Genomic DNA, 15,766 nt, shown 5'->3' with positions numbered 1-15,766 from the left:
CAAGGAACGGTCGCTTCCTTTGTACTCACCCTCTCGGGCTTTCCTCCGGGCGCTTCCCTTCGGTGTTTCAAACTCTACCAGGGTTTTTCCGTCTCTCTGACCACTCTCCTGCAAGCACGCAGAAGAAGATCCAGAGATCAGGATCTGATGAGTTTGGTTGCCGCCAGGGGCTGGGCACTGTTTCGTGCCTCTCGCCTCGAGCAGGGTTACGACTGTACACGCGGCCTGGAAGGCCATGCAAATCGCCATGGTTGGTGGTCTAGACCACTAGCTGGTAGCTTCTATCCGGAACCGCCAGTTCATTTGACATACGCTGCTGCTCGGTATGCCGTCCGGGACAGGCGGTGACGGCCTGCGAGCAGCTCCACTCCTTGGGAGGCTTCCCATGACCACCGTGACGTCCCCTCTCGCTGGACGGGCCATCGGACTGGCCGCAGTGCCGGACCCGGTCTTCTCCGGGGCCATGGTCGGCCCGGGTACCGCGATCGATCCCGTGCGCGAGGCCTCCGAGGCGGTGGCGCCCGTGGACGGCGTCATCGTCTCCCTGCACCCGCACGCGTTCGTCGTGGTCGACGAGAGCGGCCACGGGGTGCTCACCCACCTCGGCATCGACACGGTCCAGCTCAACGGCGAGGGCTTCGAGCTGCTCGTCGCCAAGGGGGACAGGGTCACCCGCGGCCAGGCCGTCGTCCGCTGGAACCCGGCCGCCGTCGAAGCCGCCGGCAAGTCCCCGGTGTGCCCGGTCGTCGCCCTGGAAGCCACTGCCGAGTCCCTCTCCGAACTGCGTGACAGCGGTGACGTGGAGACCGGCGACAGCCTCTTCTCCTGGAACTGACGACTGTGCCGTCCCAGGGCGGCGTACAGGACAACCACCGCGGCGGCGGGACCCGCCGCACTACTGGAGACGGGTGAGATGGAGACAACGCTGCGAGGCGTCGGCGTGAGCCATGGCGTGGCGATCGGCGAGGTTCGGCACATGGGCACGGCGGTGCTGGAGCCGCCGGCCAAGCAGATCCCCGCCGAGGACGCCGAGCGGGAGCAGGGGCGCGCCCGGCAGGCCGTCGACGCCGTGGCCGCCGATCTGATGGCGCGCGGGAATCTGGCGGGCGGCGAGGCCCAGGCCGTGCTGGAAGCGCAGGCCATGATGGCCCAGGACCCCGAGCTGATGGCGGACGTGGACCGGCGGATCGCCGTCGGCAGCACCGCGGAGCGGGCGGTGTACGACGCGTTCGCGGCGTACCGGGAGCTGCTGGCCGGTGCCGGCGAGTACCTCGCGGGGCGTGTGGCCGACCTGGACGACGTGCGGAACCGTATCGTCGCGCGGCTGCTGGGCGTGCCGATGCCGGGTGTGCCGGACAGCGACCAGCCGTATGTACTCGTGGCCCGGGATCTGGCTCCGGCCGACACCGCGCTGCTGGATCCGTCGCTCGTGCTCGGTTTCGTCACCGAGGAGGGCGGTCCGACCAGCCACAGCGCGATCCTGGCGCGGGCGCTGGGCGTGCCGGCCGTCGTGGCGCTGCCGGGCGCCGGCGAGCTGGCCGAGGGCACGGTGGTCGCCGTGGACGGCAGCACGGGTGATGTCTTCGTCAACCCGAGCGAGGAGCAGAAGGCGCGGCTTTCGGCCGCGGCTGCCGAGCGCAAGGCGGCGCTGGCCGCCTCGACGGGTCCCGGTGTGACCGCGGACGGGCACAAGGTGCCGCTGCTGGCCAACGTGGGCGGGCCGGCGGATGTGCCGGCGGCGGTCGAGGCGGGTGCCGAGGGCGTCGGTCTGTTCCGTACCGAGTTCCTGTTCCTGGACGACAGCAAGAAGGCTCCTTCCGAGCAGAGACAGGTGGAGGCCTACCGGCAGGTGCTGGAGGCGTTCCCCGAGGGTCGTGTGGTCGTACGGGTGCTGGACGCGGGCGCGGACAAGCCCCTGGACTTCCTCACGCCGGCGGACGAGCCGAACCCGGCGCTGGGTGTGCGGGGTCTGCGGACGCTGCTCGACCACCCCGAGGTGCTGCGCACTCAGCTGACGGCGCTGGCCAAGGCCGCCGAGGGGCTGCCCGTCCACCTTGAGGTGATGGCGCCCATGGTGGCGGACCGCCAGGACGCCAAGGCGTTCGCGGACGCCTGCCGGGAGGCGGGGCTTCAGGCCAAGTTCGGTGCGATGGTCGAGATTCCGTCGGCCGCGCTGCGGGCGCGCTCGATCCTGCGGGAGGTCGAGTTCCTGTCGCTGGGGACCAACGACCTCGCGCAGTACACGTTCGCGGCGGACCGGCAGGTGGGCGCGGTGTCGCGGCTCCAGGACCCGTGGCAGCCGGCGCTGCTCGACCTGGTGGCGCTGTCGGCCGAGGCCGCGCGGGCCGAGGGCAAGAGCTGCGGGGTGTGCGGTGAGGCCGCGTCCGATCCGCTGCTGGCCTGTGTGCTGACCGGTCTGGGGGTCACCTCCCTGTCCATGGGGTCGGCGTCGATTCCGTATGTGCGCGCCACGCTGGCGAAGTACACGCTGGCGCAGTGTGAGCGGGCCGCCGCCGCGGCGCGTGCGGCGGACAGCGCCGAGGAGGCGCGGGGCGCCGCTCAGGCGGTGCTGTCCGGCGAGTAGCCGTACCGGTGCCTTCGGGCGCTGTCGGTCAGGGGCGTCCTGCCTTCGGGTGGGGCGCCCCTGACGCGTGTGCGGGCGGTGGCCGTGTCTCAGTGGCGGTGGTGCGCTGCCGTGCCGTCGTCTCCGAGGTCGGGGGGCGCGCCGTAGTCGACGCCGGACTCGGGTGGGATGAGGTCGCCGGATTCGACGTCGGTGCAGTAGGCGTCGAAGACTTCCGAGGCCGTCAGGGGTTCGAGGGTGCCGCGGCGCAGGCGCCAGCCGTAGACGCGGTCGGCGGTGCCGGCGGCGCTGGTGCGGATGACGAGTCCGCCGGGGCTGCGGGTGGCCAGTCCGAGGGCGAGGACGCTGGTGAATTCCAGGGCCTCCGCCTCGTCCAGGCGGGTCGCGCCGGTGTCGTCCTGGTCGCCGTGCAGGACGGAGACGAGGGTGTCCGGTGGTCCGGAGACGCTGCAGACGAGGTGCCTCTCGCCGGGCGGTGCGGTGTCGAGGATGCGGACCAGGAGGTCGGAGGCGCGGGTGAAGGCGGCCCTGCCGATGTCCTCGCCGCAGGTCGGGCAGGGGCCGAGGCGGGTGAGGAGGGTGGTGGCGTACTCCCAGGTGGCCTGGCGTACGGCCTCGTCCACGAGCTGGGGCAGGAGGTCGGTGAGCGGGCGGCCGTCGTAGGGAACGGTGGGGCCGGTGGCCGCGAGCTGTGCGGTGAACCGGCTGCGGCTGGCCGGGGCGTCCGGGTCGAGTCCGGTGTCCGCGCAGTACGCGGCGTAGTCCTCCGGGTCGAACAGGGCGAGTGTGGTGTGGCTGCCCTGTGCGGCGCGGGCCTTGAGGACCGTCTCCAGTTGCCTCAGGTAGGCCGTGTGGTCGTCGAAGGTGAAGCTGCGGTAGCGCCGCATGGCGCGGAAGTCGTGGTCGTCGGTGAGAACGCCGATGGTGCCGGCGATCTCACGGCGCAGGACGCGTCGCAGGGCCTGGTGGTCGGTGTGCGCCATGATTCCCCCAATGCGCGGTCGATCAGTGCTCACTCACCGTAACCGTCGGCACTGACAACGGCCGTCCGCCGGCTGGCGTGGACCGGCTTGTGGAGGGTGTCTTCCCAGGTCATGGTCGGTGTGGGGAGGCGGTCCCGGACGTCGCGGTCTGGTTCGGCGGGGGACCGGGACCGGTGCGGAGGGTGATGTTCCGGTGGGTCAGGCGCGCTTGCGGGCCAGTTCCTCGTAGAAGCCGAGCAGGGCGACGTTGTCGATGGAGCCGGGGTTGACCGCCTTTTCCAGCGGGGTGCCCTGCAGCAGACGCTTGACCGGGACCTCGATGCGCTTGCCGGTGAGGGTGTGCGGGATGCCGGGGACCTCGATGATCTCGTCCGGGACGTGGCGGGGGGAGAGCTGTTCGCGGATGGCCTGCTTGAGGCGGTTCAGGAGCGCCTCGTCCAGGACGGCGCCGGGTGCGAGGTGCACGAACAGCGGCATCCAGTAGCCGCCGTCGGGTTGTTCGACGCCGATGACGAGGGATTCCCTGATCTCGGGCAGGCGTTCGACGACCTCGTAGATGTCTGCCGAACCCATGCGGACGCCCTGCCGGTTGAGGGTGGAGTCGGAGCGGCCGTGGATGATCACGGAGCCCCGGGAGGTGACGGTGATCCAGTCGCCGTGGCGCCAGACGCCGGGGTAGGTGTCGAAGTAGCTGTCGTGGTAGCGGCTGCCGTCGGGGTCGTTCCAGAAGCTGATCGGCATGGAGGGCATGGGCTGGGTGACGACCAGTTCGCCGACCTCGTCCACGAGGGGTGCGCCGTTCGGGTCCCAGGACCGCAGGTCGGTGCCGAGGCCGGGTGCCTGGAGTTCGCCGGTGTACACGGGGAGGGTGGGTACGGCGCCGGCGAAGCAGGAGCAGACGTCCGTGCCGCCGCTGACGGAGGCGATCCACAGGTCGGCCCCGCCCTCGGCGAACTCGTCGTGCAGCCAGCGGAAGCCGTCGGGCGGCAGCGGGGAGCCGGTGGTGGCGACGCATTCGACCATGGACAGGTCGTAGTCGCGGGCGGGGTGGACGCCGGCCTTGCGGCAGGCCATGACGTAGGCGGCGGAGGTGCCGTAGAGGGTGGCCCCGGTGCGTTCGGCGATCCGCCACTGGGCGCCGGTGTCCGGGTGGCCGGGGCTGCCGTCGTACAGGACGATCGTGGTGCCCGTCAGGAGGCCGGAGACGAGGAAGTTCCACATCATCCAGCCGGTCGAGGTGTACCAGAAGAAGCGGTCCCCGGGACCGAGGTCGCAGTGCAGGCCGAGCTGTTTGAGGTGTTCGACCAGGATGCCGCCCTGCGACTGGACGATGGCCTTGGGCAGGCCGGTCGTGCCGGAGGAGTACAGCACCCACAGCGGGTGGTCGAAGGGGACCTGCTCGTAGACCGGCTCGGTGTCCCCGGCGGTCAGCGCCGACCATTCGAGGGCGCCTTCGGGAGTGTCGGTGCCCAGCAGCGGGATGTGGACGACGGCGCGCAGGGTGGGCAGTTCGCGGCGCAGTTCGGCGACGATGTCACGGCGGTCGTGTTCCTTGCCGCCGTAGCGGTAGCCGTCGACGGTGAACAGGACGACGGGTTCGACCTGCTGGAAGCGGTCGAGGACGCTGCGGGCGCCGAAGTCGGGGGCGCAGGAGGTCCATACGGCGCCGACGGCGGCCGTGGCGAGGAGGGCGACGACGGCCTCGGGGATGTTGGGGAGGTAGCCGCTGACGCGGTCGCCGGGGCGTACGCCGAGCGCGCGGAGTTCGGCGGCGAGGGAGCCGACCTGGCGGCGCAGCTCGGACCAGGTCACGGGGCGGGGTTCGTGGGTCTCGTCCACGCACAGCAGGGCGGGTTCGGCGGCGCGGTCGGCCGCGGCGCGCAGGGCGTGTTCGGCGTAGTTGAGGGTGGCTCCGGGGAACCAGCGGGCGCCGGGCATGGCGCGGTCGCCGAGCACGCGCGTGTAGGGGGTGGCGAACCGTACGTCGAACCACTCCGTGACGGCTTTCCAGAAGGTGTCGAGCCGGTCGACGGACCACCGGTGCAGGGCCGGGTAGCCGCCCTCGGCCGGGGCGCCGTGGTGTTCGGCGGCCCATGCCTGGAACCGGGTGATGCGGGCCTGGGCGATCCGCTCGGGGTCGGGCTGCCAGAGCGGCTGGGGGTTCGCGGTCGACATGGGAGGCTCCCGGGCTGTGCGCGTCGTGTGCGTCGGTCCGCGCACGGGCTGGGGTGTGCGCGTGACGCGGCTGACACGGACGATGCCATGTGATCGACTTCTGCACCAGGGTTCGCCTCACATAGTCGATGTCGTGAAGATGTGGCCCGGGCACGGGTGAACGGCAGTTGAACGGCACGCGCGCGTGGGACGCTCAGTGGCAGGGTGAGCAGCATGGACGGTCGTGACCTGGTGCGTTCGGTGAGTCTGGTCGGTTCGGGGAGGGCGGCTCGGGGGTTGCGCACCGTGCGGGCCGCGTGGCGCAGGAGGCGTATCGACGCGGCGGGGCTGCCGCTGCGGGGGCCCGAGCGGGCCCGGGTGCCGGGGCAGGTGCGGGACGTGGAGCCGGGTCCGGGCGGCGGGCTGATCCGGTTCGACCGTTCCGAGCTGCGGATCGTGGTGGCGGCGAACGGGGCGGTGTTCTGGGGGTGGGACGGGGCCGGTGCGCTGCCGTCGTACGCGCTCGCGGGGAGTGGTCCGGAGCCGGATCCGCGGGCGGTGCTGGAGCCGGACAAGGACGGCGGCTGGCGGGTGGTGGCCGAGCGGGTGACCGTGGTCGTGTCGCGGCACGGCGCGCTGCAGGTGTGCACGCCGGGCGGGGTGGTGCTGCGGCGGGAGCTGCCGCCGCGCTGGTGGGAGCCGGTCGGCGGGGGTGCGGCGCGGTGGGTGCAGCGGTCGGAGGTGGCGGCGGACGCCCGGTTCTTCGGGCTGGGCGGGCGGGCGTCCGGACCTCGGCTGCGCGACGGGAGGTACCGGCTGTGGAACACCGATCCCGGCCGGGCGTTCGGGCCCGGTGACGATCCGCTGTATCTGACCATGCCGGTGCAGCTGGTGGTGGCGGACGCGGGCACGCATCTGGTGTTCCACGACACCACCTGGGACGGCTCGGTGGTGCTGCGGGAGGGCGAGGAGGGTGCCGGGTCCGGGCACGACCGGGCGGGGCGCTGCGAAGTGCACATGGACGGCGGCCCGCTGCGCTGCTGGGCGATGGTGGGCACTCCCGCGCGCGTGCTGTACACGTGGGCCTCGCTGACCGGGGCGCCCGCGCTGCCGCCCGCGTGGGCCCTGGGGTACCAGCACGCGCGACGGGGTTTCGGCAGCGAGCAGGAGGTGCGCCGGATCGTCGCCGGCTATCACGAGCGGGGGCTGCCGCTGGACGCCGTGCACCTCGGTATCGACCACTTCGACGACCACCGGGTGTTCACCGTCGACGAGCAGCGTTTCCCCAAGCTGCCGGTGCTGGCCGAGGAGCTGCGCCGGGACGGGATCCGGCTGGTGTCGGTCGTGGATCCGGCGGTGCGGGCGGAACCGGGTGACGCCGTGTACGACGGCGGCAGTGCCGTGGACGCGTTCGTGCGGGACGCGCGGGGCCGCACGGTGGAGGGTCTGGCGTGGGCCGGCGAGTCGGTCTTCCCGGACTTCACGCACGCGCGCGTGCGCGCGTGGTGGGGCGGGCTCTACGGGGAGCGGCTGGAGCAGGGTTTCGCGGGGTTCTGGCACGACATGAACGAGCCGACGTCGTTCGGCGCCTTCGGTGAGCCGACGTTGCCGCGGTCGGCCCGGCACGCTCTGGAGGGGCGCGGCGGTGACCACCGGGAGGCGCACAACGTGTACGCGCTGTGCATGGCCCGGGCGGCCTACGAGGGGCTGCGCGAGCTGGCGCCCGAGGCGCGGCCCTTCGTGTTGTCCCGTTCGGGCTGGGCGGGGCTGCAGCGGTACGGGGGTGCGTGGTCGGGGGATGTGGCGACGGGCTGGCCGGGGCTGCGGGCGTCGCTGTCGCTGGTGCTGGGGCTGGGGCTGTGCGGGGTGCCGTACTCGGGTCCGGACGTGGGCGGTGCCGACGGCGGTCCGTCGCCCGAGCTGTATCTGCGCTGGTTCCAGCTGGGCGCGTATATGCCGCTGTTCCGGACCCACGCGGGCCCCCGGGCCGGGCGCAGGGAGCCGTGGGAGTTCGGTGCCGAGGTGCTGGAGCACGCGCGCGCGGTGCTGCTCGAACGCCGGCGGCTGCTGCCGTACTTCGTGACGCTGGCGCATCTGGCCCGGCGGACCGGGGCGCCCTATGTGCGGCCGCTGTGGTGGGGGTCGCCGGAGGACCGGGCGCTGCGCGACTGCGAGGACGCGTTCCTGCTGGGCGACAGCCTTCTGGTGGCACCGGTGCTGGAGCCCGGTGCCGGCCGGCGTGCGGTGCGGCTGCCGCGGGGCCGCTGGTACGACACGGTGACGGAGGAGGCCTACGAGGGGCCGGCGCGGGTCGTGGTCGACGCGCCGCTGTCCCGGGTGCCGGTGTTCGCGCGCGCGGGTGCGGTGCTGCCCGTGCGGGGCGCCGACGGCGGGCTGGAGCTGGAGGTGTGGGCGCCCGCGCGCGGGCGGACCGGCGGCGGTCTGGTGGTGCCGGACGCGGGCGACGGGTGGGAGGAGCCGGAGATCGAGCGCTATGCCGCCCGCGGCCGGGACGGACGGGTGGTGGTCACCCGGGAGCGGGAGGACGGCGCGGCCGAGCCGCCCTACCCGGTGCGTGTGCGCGGGCTGGGCTGAACCGCGCCGCTCACACGTAGCGGCCTTCGAACCAGGCTTTGACGGCCACGGTGTGCAGCGGGAAGGCGAGTTCCTCGGGTCTGCGCAGCAGCTGCCAGCCCTCGGTCTCGTCGGTGGGGCCGGAGGGCGGCAGTCCGTCGGCCGGGCGCTCCGGCAGCAGCCCGAACAGCAGCAGGTGCCCGTCGGGCGCGCTCATGGCGTCCACGAGCCGTACGTCGCGGGCGGCCGCGTCGATGCCGGTCTCTTCCTTGAGTTCGCGGACGACGGCCTGCTTCCAGTCCTCGCGGTCGTCGATGTAACCGCCGGGCAGGGCCGTGCCTCCGCGCGCGGGGGCGATGGTGCGGGTGATGACGACCAGGGCCGTGCCCTGGGTGTCGTACACGGGCTGGAGCGCGATCGCGACCGGCAGCGGGTTGCGGTAGGCGACGGTCCCGCAGGACGGGCAGGTACGCGGCCAGCCGGAGATGCCCTCTCCATAGGGCGTTCCGCAGCTCGAACAGTGGGAGTCCGGCGCGGAATTGGCAGTTGGTTGCTGAGTTTCGGACACGCGCGGACTGTATCCGATCACGAAAGGGGCGTGTTCCGGCAGCGAGCCGTCAGGAACGGGCGGATCGGGAAGAGGCGGCCGGAATCACCCCCGTCGGTCCCGGCCGCCCCCGCTGTAACACGACGCCGCCCGGGGCCCTTCGGTTCACCGCCACGGCCTGCCCGTTTCCGGTTGCCCGTGGCACCCTTCCGACGACCGGTCAGACGGCTCCCCCGGGTGGGGCGGGGGCGGAGGGCCGTCCACCCTGTGTGACCGCCACGGAATCCTGCGTGAACGTCTCATGAACTGCGCCTGGGCGTGCGCGGGCGGCGCCCATCATGCTCCCGTGCACTCCTGGACGGATACTCTCCGCTTCGCCTTCCAGCCGGTGGTCAACCTGAGGACGGGCGCGGTCGCCGCACTGGAGACACTCGCCCGCCCGGAGACCGGCGACATCCTGGCCGAGGCCCGCCGGGATCCCGAACTGGACGGCAGGCTGGCCGTGCTGGCGTTCCGCGCGGCGGCGCGCCAGGAGACGCTGCTGCCCCTGCATCTGAACGTGTTCGCGGCCACGCTCGCCGACCTCGGCGGCCTCACCCCGCTGCGCGACGCCGTGCGCGGGGCGGGGCGCATGCCCTGGGAGGTGACGCTCGACATCGTCCCGCCCTATACGCACGTACCGCACCGGGCCCTGCTGGAGGCGGTGGCCGCGCTGCGCGAGCAGGGGTTCCGGATCAGCGCGGACGGCATCGGGGACGGCGACGTACCGCTCAGGCTGCTCACCGACCTCTCCCCCGGCCTGGTCAAGCTCGACGCCTCGCTGCTGGCACGGCCGGCCGCGGTACGGGCGATGCGGACGCTGTGCGAGGAACTGGGCGCCCTGGTGGCGGTGGAGGGCGTGGAGACCGAGCTGCAGTACGCGGGGGCCCTGGCGGCCGGTGCGCAGCTGGCCCAGGGCGAGCTGTTCGCGCCGCCGGCCCGGATCCCCACCGTGGACGTCTACGTTCCGTCCCTGACTCCCGGTGCCCTGACCGCGCCCCGTTCCGGGCCGTCGGTGCGGGAGTTCGTGCGGCCCGCCGCCGTACTGCCGCTGTCCGCCTCGGCGGAGCGGGTGCGGGCCCTGCTGACCGGTTCCCCGGACGTGTCCGGGGTGCTGCTGGTGGACCCGTCGGGGCGGCCGGTCCGGTCGGTGCACCGCTCGCGGTTCCTGCTGTCGATGTCCACCCGCTACGGACACGCCCTGTACGCCGACCGGCCGGCGTACAAGCTGGGCGACACGCCCCGCACGGTCGGGGTGGACGCGACGGCCTGGGAGGTGCTGGACGTGGTCGCGGTCGGCGGCCGGGACCGCACCTCGGACGATGTGGCGGTGGTGGACGAACAGGGCCGGTGCGCAGGGGTCGTACGGCTGGCGGACCTGGTACGGGCGCTGGCCGAGAGCCGGGTGGAGGAGGCGGCCGGGCTCAACCCGCTGACCAGGCTGCCCGGTTCGGACGCGATCGTGGGCGAGGTGGACCGGCGGATCTCCGAGGGGCGGGCGTTCGCGCTCAGCTGGCTGGACATCGACCACTTCAAACAGGTCAACGACGGGGCCGGGTTCGCCGCGGGCGACGAGCTGATCCGCGCGGTCGGCGGCGCGCTCCAGCGGGCGGCGGGGCAGGCCCGGGTGGGGCACATCGGCGGGGACGACTTCCTGGTGCTGGCCGACGAGGAGGCGCTCGGTCCGTTGGTGACGGCCGTACTGGACGCGCCCTGGACGGCGGGCGGACGGCCGGTCACGCTGTCGGTGGCCACCGTCGTCTGCGCTCCGGGCAGCGTCGGCGACCACCACCAGGCCGCCGCCCGGCTCGCTCCGCTGAAGAAGGCGGCCAAGGCGCTGCGCGGCGGGAGCTGGGTGCTCGGCCGGGCCGGGCTCCCGGGCCACGAGGTCCGGCGCGGCATGCCCGGACCCGCCCCCGCGGGGGCCGGGTTCTCGGCCGCCGAGCCGGGGCGGTGAACCCGCCGCGCCGGTACGGCCGTCCGGCGCGGCCCCGTGGGATGACGGGCGGCCGGTGTCACCGGCGTCGTCCACAGCCTTGACGCCCCCGCGGTGCCGGTGAAAACTTCCCGGTGTCAGCCGATATCGCCGTACATTCCTGGCGGTATCCGGCATTTCATGACAGGCGTGCGCGCGCGTGGCGCTCCGTACGGGACCACGGCCCGTACCCCGGTCGGCGGGGGTACGGGCCGTGCCCGCCGGCGGGCGGCGCGGGACGTGGCGGGCTGCCGGGCGATCAGACGGTGGCGGCCCGGCGGCGTCCGGCCGTGTAGGCCATCGCGTGCCGGACGAGCCCGATGAGCACCTCCTTGACCGACTCCCGGTCCCGGGCGTCGCACAGCAGGAGGGGCACGCCGTCGTCCAGGTCCAGCGCCTGGCGGACGGTCTCGATGGGGTACCGCGCGGCGCCCTCGAAGCAGTTGACGCCGACGACGAAGGGTATGGAACGCCGCTCGAAGTAGTCGATGGCGGCGAAGCAGTCCTCCAGGCGGCGGGTGTCGGCGAGGACGACGGCACCGAGGGCGCCCTCGGACAGCTCGTCCCACATGAACCAGAACCGTTCCTGCCCGGGTGTGCCGAACAGGTAGAGCACCAGGTTCTCGCGCACGGTGATACGGCCGAAGTCCATGGCGACCGTGGTGGTGTGCTTGCCCTCCACACCGCTGATGTCGTCGACCGGCCGCCCGGCCTCGGTGAGCAGCTCCTCCGTGCGCAGCGGTCTGATCTCGCTGACCGCGCCGACGAGGGTCGTCTTGCCCACGCCGAAGCCGCCGGCCACCAGGATCTTGAGCGTGACGGGCTCGACCGGGGGCTTGCCGCGCTCAGAACGCCCGAAGATCATCGATCTCTTCTCCTGCTTGATGGGGGTCGGGCGACGGTCGGCCGTAGCCGCCGCCACCGGGGGTTTCGATGACGAGTACGTCTCCGGGGCCGACGTCGGCCGAACCGCTCGCGCCGAGGTCGGTGACCGAGCCGTCGGCCCGCTCCACCCGGTTGGCGCCGAGCGCTCCGGGTGCGCCGCCGGCCATGCCGTACGGCGGCACCCGGCGGTGCTGGGAGAGCGTCGAGACGGTCATCGGCTCCAGGAAGCGGATGCGGCGCACGGCACCGTCCCCGCCGCGCCAGCGCCCGGCGCCGCCGCTCCCCCGCCGGACGGCGAACTCCTCCAGCCGCACCGGCAGCCGCCATTCCAGGACTTCCGGGTCGGTGAGCCGGGAGTTGGTCATATGGGTCTGGACCACGTCGGCGCCGGGAAAACCGTCGCCTGCGCCGGAACCGGAGGCGACGGTTTCGTAGTACTGGTAGCGCTCGTTGCCGAAGGTGACGTTGTTCATGGTGCCGGAGCCCTCGGCCTGCACGCCGAGCGCGGCGTACAGGGCGCCGGTGATGGCCTGCGAGGTCTCGACGTTGCCGGCGACGACGGCGGCCGGCGGCTCGGGAGCGAGCATGGAGCCGGGCGGCACGATGATGTCCAACGGGCGCAGACAGCCCTCGTTGAGCGGGATGTCGTCGGCGACCAGGGTGCGGAAGACGTACAGGACTGCCGCGTCGACGACCGCGCGGGGCGCGTTGAAGTTGGTGGCCAGTTGCGCGGAGGTGCCGGTGAAGTCGATGGTCGCCCGGCGCCCGGCTCGGTCGACGCGGATGGCGACCCGGATGACGGCGCCGGAGTCGGTCTCGTAGGCGTACTCGCCATCGTCCAGGGCGTCGATGACGCGGCGGACGGCTTCCTCGGCGTTGTCCTGGACGTGCCGCATATAGGCCTGGACGACGTCGAGGCCGAACTCGTCGATCATGCGGCGGACCTCGTCGACGCCCTTGCGGTTGGCGGCGATCTGCGCGCGCAGGTCGGCGAGGTTGGTGCGCGGGTTGCGCGAGGGGTACGGCGCCCCGGTGAGCAGGCGCAGGGTCTCCTCCTCGCGGAAGCGTCCGTTCTCGGCGAGGAGCCAGTTGTCGAAGAGGACGCCCTCCTCCTCGATGGTGCGGCTGTGGGCCGGCATGGAGCCGGGGGCGATGCCGCCGATCTCGGCGTGGTGGCCGCGTGAGGCGACGTGGAAGAGGAGCCGCGGCTCGCTGCCCGTGTCCGTCGTCCGGTCGGTGTCGAAGACGGGAGTGATCACGGTGACGTCGGGCAGGTGTGTGCCGCCGTGGTAGGGGTCGTTGACGGCGTAGGTGTCGCCCGGCCGCATGGCGGAGCCGCGGCGGCGGATGACCTCTTTGACGCTGGTGCCCATGGAGCCCAGGTGGACAGGGATGTGGGGGGCGTTGGCCACCAGGTTGCCGGCCGGGTCGAACAGGGCGCAGGAGAAGTCCAGCCGCTCCTTGATGTTGACGGACTGGGCGGTGGACTCCAGCCGGGCGCCCATCTGCTCGGCGATCGACATGAAGAGGTTGTTGAAGACTTCGAGCAGAACCGGATCGATGTCCGTGCCGAGTTCGGAACTCTGCGTAATCGCCGCGCGTTCCATGACCAGATGCCCGTCCTCGGTCGCGGCGGCCCGCCAGCCGTCGTCCACGACGGTCGTCGCGCCGGCCTCGGTGATGAGCGCGGGGCCGGTGACGGTCTCGCCGGGCGCAAGGGCCTCCCGGCGGTGGAGGGGTACGTCGCGCCAGGCGCCGCCGGTGTGCAGGCGGACGGTGCCGGCCGCCCGGGAACGGCCCTCGTACGGGGCGAGGGCGGAGAGATCGGGGGGTGTGGTGAGGCCGGTGGCTTCGACGGAGAGGGCTTCGATCACCACGGGGCGGTCGAGGGTGAAGGAGTACGTGGCGCGATGACGTTCTTCGAAGTCCCGCCGCATGGCCTCGGGACCGGCCAGGGCGACGGTGAGGGTGGTGTCGGTGCCGTCGTAGCGCAGCTGGGCGCGGCGGGTGACGCGGACCCGGTCCTCCGGGACGTCCTCGGCGACCAGTTCGGCGCGCGCCGCCGTCTCCAGGTCGTCGGCCGTGGCGCGCACGCGGGGCATGGCGGCGGCCTCCAGGGGTGCCTCCACGGACCGCTCCCGCATGGCCGTGATGTCGGCGAGGCCGATGCCGAGTGCGGAGAGGACACCGGCCATGGGGGGTACGAGGACGGTGCGGATGCCGAGCGAGTCGGCGACCCGGCAGGCGTGCTGGCCGCCCGCTCCGCCGAAGGTGGTCAGTGCGTAGCGGGTGACGTCGTGGCCCTTCTGGACGGAGATCCGCTTCACGGCGCCCGCGATGTTCGCGACGGCGATCCGCAGGTAGCCCTCGGCCACCTGTTCGGGGGTGCGGTCGTCGCCGGTGCGGTCGTGGATCTCGCGCGCGAGGGCGGTGAACCGGTCACGGACGAGGGTGGCGTCCAGGGGCTGGTCGCCCCCGGGTCCGAAGACCGCGGGGAAGTGGGCGGCCTGGATGCGGCCGAGCATCAGGTTGGCGTCGGTGACGGTGAGCGGGCCGCCGGCCCGGTAGCAGGCCGGGCCGGGGTCGGCGCCGGCCGAGTCGGGGCCGACCCGGTAGCGGGAGCCGTCGAAGTGCAGGACGGAGCCGCCGCCGGCGGCGACCGTGTGGATGTCCAGCATGGGGGCGCGCAGCCGGACCCCCGCGATCCGGGTGGTGAACACGCGCTCGTAGGCGCCGGCGAAGTGCGAGACGTCGGTGGAGGTGCCGCCCATGTCGAAACCGATGACGCGCTCGAAGCCCGCGCGCTGCGACATGCGGGCCATGCCGACGATGCCGCCGGCCGGTCCGGAGAGGACGGCGTCCTTGCCGCGGAACTGCCCGGCCTCCGTCAGCCCGCCGTTGGACTGCATGAACATCAGCCGGACCCCGCGCAGTTCCCCGGCGACGTGCCGCACGTAGCGGCGCAGCACGGGCGAGAGGTAGGCGTCCACGACGGCGGTGTCCCCGCGGGGGACGAGCTTCATCAGCGGACTGACCTCGCTGGACAGCGAGATCTGCGGGAAGCCGACGCGGGCGGCGAGTTCACCGATGGCGCGCTCGTGGCCGGGGTGCAGGTGGCTGTGCAGGCAGACGACGGCGATCGCGCGGATCCCGTCGTCGTACGCCTGCCGGAGCGGGCCGGCCAGGGCGTCCAGGTCGGGGGCGCGCAGGACGGTGCCGTCGGCGGCGAGCCGTTCGTCCACCTCCACGACCCGTTCGTGGAGCAGTCCGGGCAGCTCGATACGGCGGGCGAAGATGCGGGGGCGGTTCTGGTAGGCGATGCGCAGGGCGTCACCGAAACCCCGGGTGACGACCAGGAGGGTGCGCTCGCCCTTGCGTTCCAGCAGGGCGTTGGTGGCGACCGTGGTGCCCATGCGGACGGCGTCGACGGGTTCCCGGGAGTCGCCAAGCAGCTCGCGCACCCCGGCCACGGCGGCGTCGGCGTACCGGGCCGGGTTGTCGGACAGCAGCTTGTGCGTGAGCAGCCGGCCGTCCGGGCGCCGCGCGACGATGTCCGTGAAGGTGCCGCCTCGGTCGACCCAGAACTGCCAGCCAGTCACGTCACTACCCCGCTCTCGCGCCGGTCACAGCGCCCGGAGGCCGTTGATCACGTCGCGCAGAATACTCTCGTCCGGCAGCTCCGCCGGTGGCACCGGGCGGGTCACATGGACGAAACCGGCGTGCACCAGATCGCCGATGAGCACGCGGACCACGCCGATGGGCAGATCGAGTTCCGCGGCCAGTTCGGCGACCGACTGGGGCTCGTCCCGGCAGAGCCCGACGATGTCCACGTGCTCGGGGGACAGCGTCGGGTCCGTTTCCGGGTCACCGGCGTCGAGCTCGGTGACGACCACCGCGATCAGGTCGAGGCGATGCTGGCCCTCGCTCGTGGTACGGCCACGTGTCATGGCGTACGGCCGGACGACCGGCCCGGCCTCGTCGTCGAACCAGTGGTTTCTTCCCTGACCGTCTCCGCTCATGCCATC

General features: G+C 72.9%; 10 protein-coding genes. 4 read left to right on the top strand and 6 right to left on the bottom strand.

All coding sequences use genetic code 11. The annotated features are described in order from the left end of the window. The first annotated feature begins 385 nt into the window (after positions 1 to 385). Together ABD350_RS17275 and ptsP are read left to right on the top strand one after the other, a co-directional pair. A complete protein-coding gene (locus ABD350_RS17275; RefSeq protein WP_344349008.1) occupies positions 386 to 835 on the top strand; it encodes a PTS sugar transporter subunit IIA in 450 nt (149 codons plus the stop codon). A gap of 78 nt (positions 836 to 913) precedes the next feature. After that, entirely contained in the window at positions 914 to 2,584 is a 1,671-nt protein-coding gene (gene ptsP / locus ABD350_RS17270; RefSeq protein WP_344349007.1) for a phosphoenolpyruvate--protein phosphotransferase, read from the top strand. Between the two features lie 89 nt (positions 2,585 to 2,673). Here the strand turns inward: ptsP and ABD350_RS17265 are convergent, their stop codons facing one another. Both ABD350_RS17265 and ABD350_RS17260 read right to left on the bottom strand, forming a co-directional pair. Next, positions 2,674 to 3,567 carry a hypothetical protein gene (locus ABD350_RS17265; protein ID WP_344349006.1) on the bottom strand — a complete coding sequence of 298 codons (894 nt, stop codon included), beginning with the start codon at positions 3,565 to 3,567 and terminating at the stop codon, positions 2,674 to 2,676. Positions 3,568 to 3,765: 198 nt separating this feature from the next. Then, the gene (locus ABD350_RS17260) at positions 3,766 to 5,742 is read right to left on the bottom strand and encodes an acetoacetate--CoA ligase (protein ID WP_344349005.1); all 1,977 of its coding nucleotides are present in this window, start codon (positions 5,740 to 5,742) and stop codon (positions 3,766 to 3,768) included. 213 nt (positions 5,743 to 5,955) lie between these two features. On the opposite strand from ABD350_RS17260, the gene ABD350_RS17255 reads away from it, so the two are divergent. Further along, the gene (locus ABD350_RS17255) at positions 5,956 to 8,316 is read left to right on the top strand and encodes a glycoside hydrolase family 31 protein (RefSeq protein WP_344349004.1); all 2,361 of its coding nucleotides are present in this window, start codon (positions 5,956 to 5,958) and stop codon (positions 8,314 to 8,316) included. 10 nt (positions 8,317 to 8,326) lie between these two features. Here the strand turns inward: ABD350_RS17255 and ABD350_RS17250 are convergent, their stop codons facing one another. After that, positions 8,327 to 8,863 (bottom strand): NUDIX domain-containing protein, encoded by a 537-nt coding sequence (locus ABD350_RS17250; protein WP_344349003.1) that lies wholly within the window; start codon positions 8,861 to 8,863, stop codon positions 8,327 to 8,329. 325 nt (positions 8,864 to 9,188) lie between these two features. On the opposite strand from ABD350_RS17250, the gene ABD350_RS17245 reads away from it, so the two are divergent. Further along, positions 9,189 to 10,838: a GGDEF domain-containing protein gene (locus tag ABD350_RS17245; protein ID WP_344349002.1), complete on the top strand. Its 1,650-nt coding sequence runs from the start codon at positions 9,189 to 9,191 to the stop codon at positions 10,836 to 10,838. Between the two features lie 277 nt (positions 10,839 to 11,115). Here ABD350_RS17245 and ABD350_RS17240 read toward each other — a convergent pair whose 3' ends face one another. From ABD350_RS17240 to ABD350_RS17230, 3 genes are read right to left on the bottom strand one after another with little or no spacing between them, the layout of a single operon-like run. Beyond that, on the bottom strand, positions 11,116 to 11,721 hold the full coding sequence (locus tag ABD350_RS17240) for a GTP-binding protein (protein ID WP_344349001.1): 606 nt from the start codon (positions 11,719 to 11,721) through the stop codon (positions 11,116 to 11,118). Further along, on the bottom strand, positions 11,702 to 15,340 hold the full coding sequence (locus ABD350_RS17235; protein WP_344349000.1) for a hydantoinase B/oxoprolinase family protein: 3,639 nt from the start codon (positions 15,338 to 15,340) through the stop codon (positions 11,702 to 11,704). The genes ABD350_RS17240 and ABD350_RS17235 overlap by 20 nt, the downstream gene beginning before the upstream one ends. A gap of 24 nt (positions 15,341 to 15,364) precedes the next feature. Beyond that, the gene (locus ABD350_RS17230) at positions 15,365 to 15,760 is read right to left on the bottom strand and encodes a DUF742 domain-containing protein (RefSeq protein ID WP_344348999.1); all 396 of its coding nucleotides are present in this window, start codon (positions 15,758 to 15,760) and stop codon (positions 15,365 to 15,367) included. Positions 15,761 to 15,766: the final 6 nt, after the last annotated feature.

The organism is Streptomyces nogalater (assembly GCF_039532885.1).
Taxonomy (GTDB): Bacteria; Actinomycetota; Actinomycetes; order Streptomycetales; family Streptomycetaceae; genus Streptomyces; species Streptomyces nogalater.
Note: the sequence above shows the minus strand (reverse complement) of the source record. Positions and strands in the feature narration are given on the sequence as shown.

Coding starts and splice junctions, on each gene's coding strand:
- ABD350_RS17240 (WP_344349001.1), bottom strand. CDS start 11,721: ATGATCTTCGGGCGTTCTGAGCGCGGCAAGCCCCCGGTCGAGCCCGTC.
- ABD350_RS17275 (WP_344349008.1), top strand. CDS start 386: ATGACCACCGTGACGTCCCCTCTCGCTGGACGGGCCATCGGACTGGCC.
- ABD350_RS17265 (WP_344349006.1), bottom strand. CDS start 3,567: ATGGCGCACACCGACCACCAGGCCCTGCGACGCGTCCTGCGCCGTGAG.
- ABD350_RS17230 (WP_344348999.1), bottom strand. CDS start 15,760: ATGAGCGGAGACGGTCAGGGAAGAAACCACTGGTTCGACGACGAGGCC.
- ABD350_RS17255 (WP_344349004.1), top strand. CDS start 5,956: ATGGACGGTCGTGACCTGGTGCGTTCGGTGAGTCTGGTCGGTTCGGGG.
- ABD350_RS17260 (WP_344349005.1), bottom strand. CDS start 5,742: ATGTCGACCGCGAACCCCCAGCCGCTCTGGCAGCCCGACCCCGAGCGG.
- ptsP (WP_344349007.1), top strand. CDS start 914: ATGGAGACAACGCTGCGAGGCGTCGGCGTGAGCCATGGCGTGGCGATC.